General features: G+C 76.3%; 9 protein-coding genes. 5 read left to right on the top strand and 4 right to left on the bottom strand.

The window, feature by feature from the left end; all coding sequences use genetic code 11:
* Nucleotides 1-220: 220 nt before the first annotated feature.
* From ACZ7H1_RS21480 to ACZ7H1_RS21470, 3 genes are all read right to left on the bottom strand, one after another.
* Entirely contained in the window at nt 221-1066 is an 846-nt protein-coding gene (locus ACZ7H1_RS21480; protein ID WP_470788888.1) for a 5-oxoprolinase subunit C family protein, read from the bottom strand.
* Nucleotides 1067-1179: 113 nt separating this feature from the next.
* Nucleotides 1180-1800: a 5-oxoprolinase subunit B family protein gene (locus tag ACZ7H1_RS21475; protein WP_470788717.1), complete on the bottom strand. Its 621-nt coding sequence runs from the start codon at nt 1798-1800 to the stop codon at nt 1180-1182.
* On the bottom strand, nt 1797-2549 hold the full coding sequence (locus ACZ7H1_RS21470) for a LamB/YcsF family protein (protein WP_470788886.1): 753 nt from the start codon (nt 2547-2549) through the stop codon (nt 1797-1799). Before ACZ7H1_RS21470 ends, ACZ7H1_RS21475 begins: the two co-directional genes overlap by 4 nt.
* A 119-nt stretch (nt 2550-2668) precedes the next feature.
* On the opposite strand from ACZ7H1_RS21470, the gene ACZ7H1_RS21465 reads away from it, so the two are divergent.
* The 3 genes from ACZ7H1_RS21465 (at nt 2669) to ACZ7H1_RS21455 (ending at nt 10079) form a co-directional block, all read left to right on the top strand.
* Nucleotides 2669-4174, top strand: coding sequence for a hypothetical protein (locus ACZ7H1_RS21465; protein ID WP_470788715.1), 1506 nt, complete (start codon nt 2669-2671; stop codon nt 4172-4174).
* Nucleotides 4175-4325: 151 nt separating this feature from the next.
* Complete coding sequence (locus ACZ7H1_RS21460; RefSeq protein ID WP_470788713.1) at nt 4326-5228, top strand: hypothetical protein; 903 nt, start codon at nt 4326-4328, stop codon at nt 5226-5228.
* 69 nt (nt 5229-5297) lie between these two features.
* On the top strand, nt 5298-10079 hold the full coding sequence (locus ACZ7H1_RS21455) for a hypothetical protein (protein ID WP_470788712.1): 4782 nt from the start codon (nt 5298-5300) through the stop codon (nt 10077-10079).
* A gap of 61 nt (nt 10080-10140) precedes the next feature.
* Here the strand turns inward: ACZ7H1_RS21455 and ACZ7H1_RS21450 are convergent, their stop codons facing one another.
* Nucleotides 10141-10578: a hypothetical protein gene (locus ACZ7H1_RS21450; RefSeq protein ID WP_470788710.1), complete on the bottom strand. Its 438-nt coding sequence runs from the start codon at nt 10576-10578 to the stop codon at nt 10141-10143.
* 316 nt (nt 10579-10894) lie between these two features.
* Between ACZ7H1_RS21450 and ACZ7H1_RS21445 the strand changes: the two genes are divergently transcribed.
* Both ACZ7H1_RS21445 and ACZ7H1_RS21440 read left to right on the top strand, forming a co-directional pair.
* A complete protein-coding gene (locus ACZ7H1_RS21445) occupies nt 10895-13669 on the top strand; it encodes a sensor histidine kinase (protein ID WP_470788709.1) in 2775 nt (924 codons plus the stop codon).
* Complete coding sequence (locus ACZ7H1_RS21440) at nt 13666-14106, top strand: roadblock/LC7 domain-containing protein (protein ID WP_470788707.1); 441 nt, start codon at nt 13666-13668, stop codon at nt 14104-14106. The genes ACZ7H1_RS21445 and ACZ7H1_RS21440 overlap by 4 nt, the downstream gene beginning before the upstream one ends.
* The last annotated feature ends 2 nt before the right edge of the window (nt 14107-14108 follow it).

Here is a 14108-nt window from a genome sequence, read left to right as displayed (position 1 = left end):
GAGGACGTCCGTTCCGCGGTCGGGAGCGGGACCACTCCGGATCCGAGGCGGGTGGAGGCGCGACGGGCCCAAGGAGGCGACCAGAGAACACCGGGGGGCGGCCCCCCACCAGGCCCCCGCCTCCTGTGGTTTCCGGGTCTCCGGCCGGTTCCGGGTCTCCGGCCGGTTCCGGAGCGGGCTGCCTGCCCGGGGTGCCGTACCGGGGTGTCAGCCCGGGGTGTCAGACCGGGTGGAAGCGGATCGGGGTGCCCGGGCGGGCCTGGGCCGCGGCGGCGAGGGCGGCGGGCGGGACCACGGCGAGGACCGGGTAGCCGCCGGTCACCGGATGGTCGGCGAGGAACACCACGGGGAGGCCGTCCGGGGGGACCTGGACCGCGCCCAGCACCATGCCCTCGCTCGGCAGCTCGCCGGTCCGGGCGCGGCGCAGCGGAGGGCCTTCCGTCCGCAGGCCGATGCGGTTGCTCGCCGGGGAGACGCGGTAGACCGCACGGGCCAGCGCGGCGCGCGCCCCCGGCTCGAACCAGTCCTCCCGCGGGCCCGGGAGCAGAGGCAGGACCAGCTCGGCGGGCGGTGCCGGAACCGGCAGCGCGTCCGCGCCCGCGGACAGACCGGTGGGCACGCCCACCGGGAGCACCCTGCCCGCGGCGAGCGGCTCAGGGCCCAGCCCGGAGAGCAGGTCTGCGGACCGGCTGCCCAGGACGGGCGGCACGTCGAAACCGCCGCGGACGGCCACGTAGCTGCGCAGCCCGGCCGCCGCCCGTCCCACGTCCAGGACCGCGCCGCCGGGCACCCGTACCGGTGCGCCCCACGCGGCCGGGCGCCCGGCGACCCGTACCGGGCAGGGCGCCCCCGTCACCACGACGGTCACCGGGCCCCGGGCGCGCAGGGCGACCCCGTCGAAGGTCGTCTCCAGGGTCGCGGCCGAGGCGGGATTGCCCGCGAGCCGGTTGGCGAGGCGGTGGGCGGGCAGGTCGAGGGCGCCCGAGTGCGGCACGCCCAGGTGCGCGTGGCCGGGCCGGCCGAGGTCCTGGACCGTGGTCAGCGCTCCCGCGCGGACGACTTCCAGGGCGGTCGCGCCCGCGGTCGCTTCCGCGCCGGGGGGCGGGGGCGCGGCCGGGTTCGGCCTCGCGGCCGGGTCCGGCGTCGCGGTCGGGTTCGGGTTCGGGTTCGGGGTCGCCTTCACGGCCGCGGCACCTCCGTGAAGCGGACCCGGGTCCCCGGTGCGAAGAGCGCGGTCGGCTCCCTCGCCGGGTCCCACAGGACGGCGTCCGTGGTGCCGATCAGCTGCCAGCCGCCGGGGGAGGAACGGGGGTACACCCCGGCGTACTCGCCCGCGAGGGCCAGCGAGCCCGCCGGGACGGCCGTGCGGGGAGTGGCGCGGCGCGGCACGCGGCAGCGCTCCGGGAGGCCGGTGAGGTAGCCGAAGCCGGGCGCGAACCCGCAGAAGGCCACCCGGAACTCCGTCTCCGCCACGAGCGCCGCGACCCCGGCGGGGGACGCGCCCCACAGCGCGGCGACCTCCGCCAGGTCGGGTCCGTCGTACCGGACGGGGACGGTGACCAGCGGGCCCGCGGAGGCGGGTGGCGGCTGCACCCGCCAGCCGGGCAGCCGCGCGGCGAGGGCGGCGGGGTCGGCCACGCCGTCCAGCAGCACGGTGCGCGCCGCGGGCACGATCTCCCGTACGCCGCCCAGCCCGCCCGCGTCCCGCCGCCGGACCAGCTCCGCGTGCCAGGCCGCGACCTCGGCGGCCGACTCCAGCTCGACGAGCAGCGCGTCGGCGCCCGCCCGCAGCACCCTCACGCGAAGGCCTCCACCCGCACGTCCGCATCGGTCAGCGCCCGCCGCACCCGCGCCGCCAGCTCCGCGGCGCCGGGCGTGTCCCCGTGCAGGCACAGCGACCGGCCGGGGACGGCGATCCGCTCGCCCGTCGCGGCCGTGACCGTGCCCGTGCCCGCCAGGGACAGCGCCTGCGCCACGACAGCCTCGGGGTCCAGGAGCACCGCGCCCGGTTCACCGCGCGGGACGAGCGTGCCGGCCGCGGTGTAGGCGCGGTCGGCGAAGGCCTCGGTGACGGCGGGCAGGCCCGCCTCCGCGGCGGCCGCCAGCAGGAGGGAGCCCGGCAGGCCCAGGACGGGCAGGGCAGGCCCGGCGAGCCGGACTCCGGCGACGACGGCCGCCGCCTGCACGGCGTCGTGCACGGTGCGGTTGTACAGCGCACCGTGAGGTTTCACATAGGACACCCGCGACCCGGCCGCCCGCGCGAAGACCTCCAGCGCCCCGATCTGGTACGCCACCTCGTCCGCCAGTTCCCGCGCCGGCACGTCCATCGCCCGCCGCCCGAAGCCGGCGAGGTCCCGGTACGAGACCTGCGCTCCGATCCGCACCCCGCGCTCCGCCGCCCGCTCGCACACCCGCCGCATCGTGGACGGGTCACCGGCGTGGAAGCCGCAGGCGACGTTCGCGCTCGTGACCACATCGAGCAGGGCGTCGTCGTCCGTGAGCGTCCAGCGGCCGAAGCCCTCGCCCAGGTCGGCGTTGAGGTCGATCATGGATGCCATGCGGCGAGCGTAGGGCAGCGGCCGCCGCGCGGCCCCGGCGGGCGCCCGGACGGCCTGGACGAACCATCGCGTTTGGGTCGTTGTCCTTGCGACCGCCTAATCTTTCCGTCGTGACCATTCCTGCCCCGGCGAAGACCGTTCCGTCCCCGGCGCCGGGCCCGGCTGCCGACGAGGGCCTGGCCCGGCGGCTGCGCGCCCTCGCCTGCACCGCCCCGCTGCACGACCTCGACGTGCGCAAGGCCAATCTCGCGGGCGAGTACGGCGTCTACGCCATGGCGGAGGTCGCGCTCGCCGCGATCGACCTGGTCACGCTCAACATGGACTTCGACACCGGCGCCGACCACGAGCAGATAGTGGCCCGGCTGCTGCCCCGCGTCGCCGCCCAGGCTCCCGCGCGCCCCGCCGCCGAGCACGAGCGCGTCGCCCGGTGGGTCCTGGAGAACCTGATCAACGTCGGCAGCGTCGACCGCGGCTTCCGCGCGATCTACGGCACCTTCGGCCCCGACGGCGTCTACGTCCGCCGCGACTACGACTTCAAACTGATCGAAGAGGTCCCCGGCTACGGCGGCGCCGTCTACCTGCGCACCACCGACGAGGCCGTCAACGTCCTGGTCGGCGCGCTCGACACCGACGTGACCAGCGCGCAGATCGCCGCCGAGGTCAAGCTGGAGGTCCTGATCCGCCGCGGCCGCCTGGCCGACGCCCAGCTCGCCGCCGAGCAGGCCCGCTACCGCACCGTCCAGTACGCCGAGACGCTCCGCAAGACCCTCGACGCGACCCGGCGCAACGTCCGCGCCGTGGACTGGCTCCAGGCCGTCCCCGACATGATCGCCGAGGCCCTGGACCACGTGGCCGACCGCTACCGCCACGAGAACGCCATCCTCACCAACATCCGCAAGGCCCGCGACGAGGCCGAGGAGCCCGAGCACAAGCGCCGCGCCGCCGAGCTGGTCGACATCGTCAAGGACTGCATCCGCCGCCACACCCAGCTCCAGTCCCGGCTGCTGGACGCCGGCCCGCTCTTCCGCGCCGAGCAGGACCGCCAGGCCTTCGCCGCGCCCGCCGCCCGCGCCGGCATCGACCTCTACGGCCAGCTCGTCGCGCCCGTCCTGCCCCTGCCCCTCGAACAGGCCACCCGGGTCACCGACGCCTTCTTCGCCGCCGGCACGGGCCTGCGCACCCCCGTCTCCGTACGGGTCGCCGACCTCGTCGAGATACTGCTCACCCCGCCCCAGGAGCGCGAGCACCTCGGCGCCGAGATGCCCGAGCCCGACCTCGTCGCGACCCCGGACGACAGCCGGTTCAGCGAGGAGCAGCTCGCCGCCGCGCGGCAGCTCCTCGACCTGCCGCACGACGCCCCGCGCCGCCTGTCCGGGCTGCTGGCCGAGGCCCGCCGGCTCGACCCGGACCTGCCGTACCTCGTCGCCCTGCTCGCGGTGCACGCGGCAAGCCCCGCCGTCGGCACGGCGTACCGGCAGGGCGAAGAGCGCCTGGTGTTCGCCGTCGACGACGGCGCCGAGCTCGACGACCCGGAGTTCGGCGGCGCCGACCTGATCGTCGGCACCGCCCTGCTCGACGCCGCGGGCATGGCGGCCGACCGCGCGGAGGCCGCGTGACCCCGCCCCCGGGCCGTCCGTACGACGACCCCGCCGCCACCCGGGCACCCGGGCCCGCCGGGATCCCCCGGTCCGCATGTACCTCCAGCAGTAACAGCACCCCCAGCACCGCCAGCACCGCCAGCACCGTGACAGCCGAGGAGCAGCAGCCGTGAGCGACCACCACGCCGAACACCCCGCGTGGAGCGAGCCCGACAGCCCGCCCGCCGCGGCCCCCGCGGCCGCCGCCCCGGCCGTCACCCCCGCGGACGCCGCGGACGCGGCCCGGCTCGTCGCGTTCGGACTCCAGCCCAAGCTGCTCCCCGCCCGCGACGCCGAGTACGCCGAACTGCTCCGGCGGCACCGCGAGGACCCCGCCTTCGCACGTCTCGCCGACGCCGTCGCCGCCGGCCTCGGCCTCGTGGTGCTGGAGGTCTCTCCGCGCGCCGGGATGGCCGTCGCGGCGGGCGAGGACTCCGTCTTCGCCGTCCGCATGGGCGACTACGCCCGCCGTACCGCCGCCGACTCCGGCGACCGCTTCCTGCACGGCCTGGCCCACCTCGCCGTCGCCGCCCTCGCCTTCCCCCGCCCCGACGACCTCGCCGACGACGGCTACATCGGCCGGATCACGGTCAACGGCGTCGACGCCTTCGTCCGGCAGGCCTGCCACCGCCTGGAGGAGCGCGCCGCGGAGCAGGGCGAGAACACCGACCCGGCCTCCGACGCCCCCGGCCTCGAATCCGCCTGGCGCGTCTACGCCCGCCGCAGTGCGACCGGCGCCACCAAGGACGCCCGCCGCCTCGCCGGATCCACCACCGGCATCGTCGGCAAGGCCGTCGCCTTCCTCACCGACTCCGGCTTCCTCCAGCGCACCGGCGACGACGCCGGCGGCGCGTACCGCACCACCGCCCGCTACCAGCTCCAGGTCCGCGACATGGCGGGCAGCGCGGCGATGGCCGAGCTGCTCGAACTGGGCGTGGTCCCCGTGACGGACGGCTCCGCGACCCTCCTGCCGCCGCCCGAGGGCGACGACCTGGAACTGGCCGCCGACGCCGGCCTGCCCTTCCACGCCTGAGCCCCCGCCCCGCCGCCCCGCCCGCCACACCCGCGCAGTCGCCCCGCAGACACCACGAGAGTCGTCGCCATGTACGAGCTGTCCCGCATCCGCCTCTATTCCATCGGTCCCGCCGGTGCGCGCTACGCCGACACCGTGCTCGACCTGCGCGGAGTCGGCGAGCCCGTGCCCCACCCGGCGCCCATGCAGGCGGAGTTCTTCGAGGACGAGCCGACCGGCCCGCCGCGCCGCCCCGCCCCCGCGGGCGTGCTCTTCCTGGAGAACGGCGGCGGCAAGTCCGTCCTGCTCAAGCTGATCTTCTCGGTCATGCTGCCCGGTCACCGCAACACCCTCGGCGGCGCCAGCTCCGGCGTGCTGCGCAAGTTCCTGCTCGCCGACGACTGCGGTCACGTCGCCCTGGAATGGCAGCACACCCAGACCGGCGAGTGCGTGGTCGTCGGCAAGGTCAGCGAATGGCGCGGCCGCCAGGTCTCCAACGACCCGCGCAAGTTCGCCGAGGCCTGGTACTCCTTCCGCCCCGGTCCGGGCCTGAGCCTGGACTCCCTGCCGGTGGCCGAGTCGACCGCGGTCCGCCCGGCCGCCGAGGGGGCCTCCGGCGCGCAGGGCCGCCGCCGGACGATGAAGGGCTTCCGCGACGCGGTCACCGAGGCGGGCAAGGCGTACCCGCACCTCGACGTGTACTGGGAAGAGATCCACGACCGGTGGAACGAACACCTCGGCGACCTCGGCCTCGACCCCGAACTCTTCCGCTACCAGCGCGAGATGAACGCCGACGAGGGCGAGGCGGCCGGCCTCTTCGCCGTGAAGAAGGACTCCGACTTCACCGACCTCCTCCTGCGCGCGGTCACCGACACCCGTGACACCGACGGCCTCGCCGACCTCGTCCACGGCTTCGGGAACAAGCTCGGCCGGCGCGCCGAGCTGATGGCCGAACGCGACTTCACCGCGGGCTCGGTGGACCTGCTCGGCCGGATCGTGGAGGCGGCCCGCGCCCGCGCCCTCGCCCGCGAGGTACACGCCGGCGCCGAGCGCCGCACCCGGACCCTGGCCCGGCGGCTCTCCGCCCGCGCCGCCGAGGAGCGGGGCCGCGCCGCCGACCTGTCCCGGCAGGTCACCGCCGCCGCCCACGAGGTCACCGAGGCCGAGACCGCCCGCGGCCGCAGCTCCCTGATCGCCGCCGAACTGGCCTACCGGCACGCCTCCCTGGCCCTGGGCGTCGCCGAGAAGGCCGCCGCGGCGCAGAAGCGCGAGCTGATCGAGGCCCGCACGCTCCACGCGGCCTGGCAGGCCGCCGAGGCCGTGCTGCGCCAGCGCGCCGCCGCCGACCGCTCCGCCCGCGTCGCCGCCGCGATCCTCGAAGCCGAACGGGACGCGGCCCCCGCCCTCGCGGCCCGCGCGACCGCCGCCGCCGACCTGGTACGCGCCCTCCACACGGCGGCGGGGGAGGGCGAGCGCGTCGCCAACGAGGAAGAGGAGCGCTCCGCCGCACTCCAGGAGGCCGCCGAGGCCGCCCACCGCGATGCCACGGCCGCGGCGACCGGCGCCCAGCGGGCCCGCAGCGAGGCCGAGCACCTGCGCCAGCGGCTCGCCGAGGTCGAGCAGGAGACCGCCGAGGCCGTCCGGGCCGGCTGGCTCGACGATTCCGCCCCGGACGCCGACCCGGCGCGCGCCGCGCTGGCGGCCAGCGACGCCGAGAAGACGGCCGTGGCGGCCTGGGGCGAGGCCAGGGAAGCCGCCCGGGCCACCGCCGAGACGGCGAAGGAGGCCGCGGCGGCCGAATCCCGCGCCGAACTGACCGCCGCCCGCGCCGCCGACGCCGCCGACGCCGCCGAGGCGGCCCACGAGGCCGAGCACCGCGCGGCCGCGTCGATCGCCGACGACCCGCGCCTCGCCGAGCTGCTGGGCCTGCCGGCCGCAGACGCCGCCGCGCACCCCGCCGCCGCGCACCCCGCCGCCGCGCACCCCCGCCCCGCCGGGGCGTCCGGCGGCGCGGGCGCCGACGCCGGAGCACAGCCCGCCGCCGGGACGCCGTACGCCGCAAGCTGCCTCGGAGCCGAGGACCTCGACCGCAACGCCGACGACCTGCGCGAGCTGCTCGAGGGCGGGATCGCGGCTGCAGAGCGGCAGCTGTTCGAGCTGCGCACCGCGGCCGCCGACGACGCCCGCATCCTCGGCGCCCTCGGCGACGGCGGCCTGCTCCCGCCCGGCCCCGACGTACTGGCCACCGTCGAGTACCTCGGCGAGCACGGCATCCCCGCCCTGCCCGGCTGGCGCTACCTCGCCCAGTCCGTGGACCCCGCCGACCACGCGGCCGTCCTCGCCGCCCGCCCCGAACTCGTCGACGGCGTCGTCATCACCGACCCCGACACCCACAGCCGGGCCCGCGAGGTGCTCGGCAGCGCCGCCCTGCTGCCCCGGTCCGCCGTGGCCGTCGGCACCGCCGCCGCCCTGCTGGCCCCCGTCCCGGCCGCCGGCGCCGGCGGCGCCCTGTCCGACGTGTTCCTCGTGCCGCCGAACCCGGCCATGCACGACGAGCACGCCGCCGACGAGGAACGCCACGCGCTGCGCAGCCGCGCCACCGCCCGTGACGGCGAGATCCGCACGCTCGCCGCCCGCCTCTCCGGGGACCGGGCGCTGGCCGCCCGCCTCGCCTCCTGGCGCACCGGCTGCCCCTCCGGCCGCCTCGCCGAACTGGCCGCGGCGGCCGCTGCCGCCCGCGCCTTCGCCCAGGAGACCGAAGCCGAACTGGCCGAGACCCGGACCGCGCGCGCGGAGGCCGACGAGGCCGCCGCCGACGCCGCCCGGGTCCGCGACGAGCGCCAGGACTCCGCGCAGCGCGCCCGCCGCGCCGCCGACGCCCTGGCCGGGCTGGCGTTCCGCCTCCGCGAGCGGGCCGGCTGGCAGTCCCGGCTGCGTGAACTGGCCGACGACGCCGCCGAGTCGGAAGCCCGTGCCGAGGTCTGCCTCGACCGCGCCCGCGCCGCCGACGAGGACCGCCGCGCCGCCCAGCGCGCCGCCGACGACGCCCGCCGCACCGCCCGCGCCCTGCGTGCCGAGCGCGCCGAGATCGCCGGCGCCCCCGAACAGCTCCCGGAGGCCGGCGAGGCCGCGGCCCGCACCTCCCTCCCCGCCCTCCGCGAGGCCTACCGGGCCGCCTCCCAGCTCTACGAGAAGGTCGGCGTCGGCGCCGACCTGCGCGCCGAGCAGGCCCGCGCCGAGAGCGACGAGAGCGCCGCCACCGCCGAACTCGACCGGCTCACCAACAAGGTCCGCACCCGCGCCGCCCAGCTCCTCGAAGGCACCGACGGCGCCGACGGCCCGTCCCGCCAGGCCGCCGCGGCGCGCGCCGAGTCCCTCGTCCAGATGCTGGAGTCCCGTACCACCACCGCCAGCGAGCAGCTCGGCCGGCTGCGCGGCGAGGCCGAACGGCACGCGCCCGCCGACGGCGGGGCCCACACCGAACTGCCCGAGGAGTGCGTCCCCGCGGACGTGGAACAGGCCCAGGGCCTGCTGCGCGCCGCCTCCGCCCAGCTCGCCGCACACAGCACCGCCGTCGAGACCGCGAAGGCCGCCCACGCCGAGCTGCTGCGCGCCCACCGCACCGCCGAGGACGGGACGGGCGGCTTCGACGAGACCGCCGCACTGCTCCGCGACCTCCTGCGCGACCAGCACCAGGAGCACCCCGAGGACCAGGCGCAGGAGGCCGGGCCGTACCCGGGCAGCCTGGAAGAGGCCCGGCAGGCCGCGGGCGAGGCCCGCCGCTCGCTGCGCGGCTGCGCCGCCGACCTCTCCGCCGCCGAGGCCGCCGTGCGCGAGGCGAGCGACGTGCTGGTCCGGCATGCCAACGCGACCCGCTACGAGCAGGTACGCACCCCCGCCCGCCAGCAGATCCGCGAACTGCCCGCCGCCGCGCTCCCCGAGCACGCCGCCGCCTGGGCCACCGCTTTCGCACCGCGCCTGCGGGTCCTCACCGACGAACTGGAGCAGCTGGAGCGCAACCGCGACAGCATCGTCGACCGGCTGCGCGGCCTGGTCGAGTCCGCCCTCGCCACGCTCCGCTCCGCCCAGCGGCTCTCCCAGCTGCCCGAAGGCCTCGGCGAGTGGTCCGGCCAGGAGTTCCTGCGGATCCGCTTCGAGGAGCCGGACCAGGCGACCCTGACCGAGCGCCTCGGCGAGGTCATCGACGAGGCCACCCGCTCCGCGGTGAAGAAGAACGCCTCCTTCGGCGAAGGCCGCCGCGACGGCATGTCCCTGCTGCTGCGTGGCGTACAGGCTGCGCTCCAGCCGCGCGGGATCTCCGTCGAGATCCTCAAGCCGGACGCCGTGCTGCGCGCCGAGCGGGTCCCCGTCGGGCAGATGGGCGACGTCTTCTCCGGCGGACAGCTGCTCACCGCGGCCATCGCGCTCTACTGCACCATGGCCGCACTGCGCAGCAACGACCGCGGCCGCGACCGGCACCGCCACGCGGGCACGCTCTTCCTCGACAACCCCATCGGCCGGGCGAACGCCACGTACCTGCTGGAGCTCCAGCGCGCCGTCTCCGACGCGCTCGGCGTCCAGCTGCTCTACACGACCGGTCTGTTCGACACGACCGCGCTGGCGGAGTTCCCCCTCGTCATCCGGCTCCGCAACGACGCCGACCTGAGGGCGGGCCTGAAGTACATCAGCGTGGAGGAGCACCTGCGCCCGGGCCTGCCGCAGCAGGACCCGGAGGAGGAGACGGTCCACGGCGAGATCACCGCGACCCGCATGTTCCGCCGCAGCCAGACCCAGATCCCGGTCCAGACCCCGGCGTCCGAGCCCCAGCGCCACTCACCTGAACCCCAGCCCCGGACCGGGGTCCACTCCTAGGGCCCGGGCCGGCCCGGCTCACACCGGGCCGAGCCGAGCCGGGCGGACGGCGCCGCGGCGGTCAGGCTTCCTTCAGCCGGCCGCCGCGTTGCCGTATCCGGGCGGCCCGCCGGGCCCTGCGGCGCTCCCGCCGCAGCCGGCGCGCCGTACTGCTCGGCACCGACACCACGCCGTACCGCTGGTTCCACATCTGCCGGGTGACCCACACGTCGAGCACGCCCCACGTCGCGACCATCGTCGCCGCGACCGACCCCAGCACCATCGGGAAGGCCAGCCACGATCCGGTGACCGCGAGGTAGAAGGTGACCGTCGACTGTATGAGGGTCACCGCGACCAGCAGCACGGCGCGCACCGCGGCCTCCCGGACGGGATCCGGCAGCCTGCGCCGGCCCGCCGGCTCCTCCACCCACAGCGGCCGCGGACCCTCGTCCGCCGACCCGTCCCGGAAGCCGTACCCGAACGCTGCGCCGCTCTGGTATCCGTACTGCTCGCTGCCCATGGTCCGCTCACTCCCCACCACGCGGCTCCCCACGCCGCTCTGTACAGAAAGACGAACGACAGCCGCCGGTGATTCCCGTGGAACGAACAGTTCCAGCCATCCGTCCCATCCCGGGAACCGAGACCCCACGAGGTGTCATGTGCCACATTTCGGGCCGCCCTTGACCGGAAGTATCGGATAACTGGTGATCTTCGTCCACTGCGGAGGCTGAAAACTTCCGGACGTGCCTTCGAGTTGGTTCTGAGGCAGTAGTAGGCTCACGCCGTTTATTGACGGAACACCGACCCCGAGCCCGGGGGTTGAGCTGGGGGAGGCCATGCGCTTTCGCGGGAAGTCCATCCGCCGGAAGATCGTGGCGCTGCTGATCGTGCCGCTCGTCTCCCTCACCGCCCTCTGGGGTTTCGCCACCGTCATCACGGGCCGCGAGGCGGCCCAACTCCTCGATGTCGCCTACGTCATCGAAAAGGTCGGCTACCCCATCGAGGACGCCGTACGCGTCATCCAGAAGGAACGCCGCCAGACGCTCGTCCTGCTGGGCGACCCCCGCGCCTCCCAGGCGGCCGCCGAACTCACCAGCCGCCGCGAGGCCACCGACCGGATGGTCAAGTCCATCCGCGTCCGCGCGCTCGACCCCGAGGTCACCGACGAGCTCTCGCCCGCCGCCACGGCCCGCCTCCACTCCATCCTCGAGGCCTTCGAGGGCATCGACTCCCTGCGCGGCTCGGTCGACCGCACCGAACTGGAGCCCGCCCAGGCGCTGGAGCTCTACAACCGCCTGGTCGACCCCTGCTACACCTTCCTCATGAACCTCCACGGCCTCGAGGACGTGGAGATGGACAAGCAGGGCCGCGCCCTCGTCGGGATCACCCGGGCCCGCGAGACGCTCTCCCGCCAGGACGCCGTCATGGCCGCCGCCCTCGCCGCCCGCAGCGTCAGCGTCGAGGACGCCCGCCTCGTCTCCGACTACGTCGCCCACCGCACCCTGCTCTACGAGTTCAACCTCACCACCCTCCCGGCCTCCGACCGCGAGCTGTTCGAGCAGTACTGGCGCGGCCCGGTGACCCAGCCGCTGCGCGACGCCGAGGAGAAGTTCATCGCCCAGGGCGCCACCCGGCACCCGCGAGCCGTCACGGCCGCCCAGTGGGACGCGACCGCCGACAAGGTGCTCGACGACCTCGCGGGGATGGGCACCGGCGCCGGCGACCGCTACCAGGAGCGCGTCGCACCGCTGGCCCGCGACGTGTTCGTGAAGGCGGCCGTCGCCGGCGTCCTCGGCTTCCTCGCCCTCGGCCTGTCCGTCTTCCTCTCGGTCCGCATCGGCCGCGAGCTGGTCCGCGACCTCTCCCGGCTGCGCAAGGAGGCCCACGAGGCATCCGGCGTGCGCCTGCCCGCCGTCATGCGGCGCCTCGCCGCCGGCGAGCAGGTCGATGTGGAGACCGAAGCCCCGCGCCTCGAGTACGAGAAGGACGAGGTCGGCCAGGTCGGCCACGCCCTCAACACCCTCCAGCGCGCCGCCGTCGAAGCCGCCGTCAAACAGGCCGAGATGCGCCGCGGGGTCGCCGAGGTGTTCGTCAACCTCGCCCGCCGCAACCAGGTCCTGCTGCACCGTCAGCTCACCCTCCTCGACACCATGGAGCGCCGCGTCGAGGACGCCGAGGAGCTCGCGGACCTCTTCCGCCTCGACCACATGACCACCCGCATGCGCCGGCACGCCGAGGGCCTCGTGATCCTCTCCGGCGCGGCGCCCTCCCGCCAGTGGCGCAAGCCCGTCCAGCTGATGGACGTCGTACGCGCCGCCGTCGCCGAGGTCGAGGACTACGAGCGCATCGAGGTCCGGCGCCTGCCCCGGCTCGGCATCACGGGCCCCGCGGTCGCCGACGTCACCCACCTCGTCGCCGAACTGCTCGAGAACGCCACGGTGTTCTCGCCCCCGCACACCGCCGTCCAGGTGCACGGCGAGCGCGTGGCGAACGGCTTCACCCTGGAGATCCACGACCGCGGCCTCGGCATGACCCCCGACGCACTGCTCGACGCCAACCTGCGGCTCGCCGAGACCCCCGAGTTCGAGCTCTCCGACACCGACCGGCTCGGCCTGTTCGTCGTTAGCCGCCTCGCGCAGCGCCACGCCGTCCGGGTCTCCCTCCAGCCCTCCCCGTACGGCGGCACCACCGCCGTCGTCTTCCTGCCCGCGGCCCTGCTGACCGAGGCCCCCGACACCAACGGCGTCGGCTTCCGCCTCGACGGACCCGACCGCACCGCCCGCAGCGCGCCCCCCGGTGTGCGCGGAATCGCTTCTTCTCCCCGCCGGCCCGGCCTCACCGGCATCCCCGCCCAGGAGCTCACCGGCCCGTCCCCGGTCCTCCACGGCCCGATCGACGGCCCCGTCGAGCTGGAGGCGCCGATCGGCGCGCACGGCCTGGAGAGCGTGGGCAGCCTCGGCTCCGGCACCCCGGAGCCCGTCGACGCGGCCGCCGGCCTGGCCGACCCGGACATCCTCGGTCCGCTCCCGGGCCTCGACGGCACCGGGCACCCGCGGGGCGGGCTGCTCGGCACCCGGGAATCGGCCGGACTGCCGCCCACCGGGCCGGTCCGCCTGGAGAGCGCGCGCCACGAAGGCGCCCGCACCGACGCGGGCCGCCCCGCCCCCGGCGCCCCCGTCCCGCTCCCGCGCCGCCGCCGCACCCCGACGCTCGTCGCGGACCACGGCCGGCGGGTCGGAGCCCGCCCGGTGGCCGTGGTACCGCAGCCCTCCCGCGAGGAGGCCGCGGACGCCGGCGACGGCCGCGAGGGCACGGCGCCCGCGCCCGGCGGGCTGCCCCGCCGGGTCCGGCAGGCGAGCCTGGCACCGCAGCTCAAGGACGGCCCGGCGCCGGCCGGGGACCGCGGCCCGGTGGACGACCGGGACGCAGAACAGGTACGCAGCCGGATGTCCGCGCTCCAGCGCGGCTGGACGGCCGCCCGCCGGCAGAACGAAGGCCTCGGCGAAGGCCCTGACCACGGCCCCGTCGAAGACCGCACCACACGTCATACCGAAGGCCGTACCGAAGGCCGCGACGCACCACGAACCACACCGGAGGGGGACGGTCGATGACCGAACCGCAGACCACAGCGCACGACGCCACGGGCCGGGGTTCCGGCCGCCTCAACTGGCTCCTGGACGAGCTGGTCGACCGGGTCGGCAGCATCAGCAAGGCGCTGGTCCTTTCCGGCGACGGGCTCCCGACCGGCGCGTCGAAGGCGCTGACCCGCGAGGACAGCGAGCACCTGGCCGCCGTGGCGTCCGGCTTCCACAGCCTGGCCAAGGGCGTGGGCCGGCACTTCGACGCCGGCAAGGTCCGCCAGACCGTCGTCGAGCTCGACGAGGCGTTCCTGTTCGTCACGGCCGCCGGTGACGGCAGCTGCCTGGCCGTCCTGGCCGACGCCGACTCCGACGTGGGTCAGGTCGCCTACGAGATGACCCTGATGGTCAAGCGGGTGGGCGACCACCTGGCGACCGCTCCGCGCTCCGGACTGCCTGCCGGAGGGTGAGT

The sequence above is a fragment of the Streptomyces sp. NPDC037401 genome (assembly GCF_055602345.1).
The sequence above is the reverse complement of the archived record's forward strand: the minus strand, read 5'-3'. Positions and strand labels throughout refer to the sequence as shown.

Excerpts from the sequence above, each read along its gene's own strand:
- ACZ7H1_RS21470 (WP_470788886.1), bottom strand. The coding sequence starts at position 2,549 with ATGATCGACCTCAACGCCGACCTGGGCGAGGGCTTCGGCCGCTGGACG.
- ACZ7H1_RS21450 (WP_470788710.1), bottom strand. The coding sequence starts at position 10,578 with ATGGGCAGCGAGCAGTACGGATACCAGAGCGGCGCAGCGTTCGGGTAC.
- ACZ7H1_RS21455 (WP_470788712.1), top strand. The coding sequence starts at position 5,298 with ATGTACGAGCTGTCCCGCATCCGCCTCTATTCCATCGGTCCCGCCGGT.
- ACZ7H1_RS21445 (WP_470788709.1), top strand. The coding sequence starts at position 10,895 with ATGCGCTTTCGCGGGAAGTCCATCCGCCGGAAGATCGTGGCGCTGCTG.
- ACZ7H1_RS21440 (WP_470788707.1), top strand. The coding sequence starts at position 13,666 with ATGACCGAACCGCAGACCACAGCGCACGACGCCACGGGCCGGGGTTCC.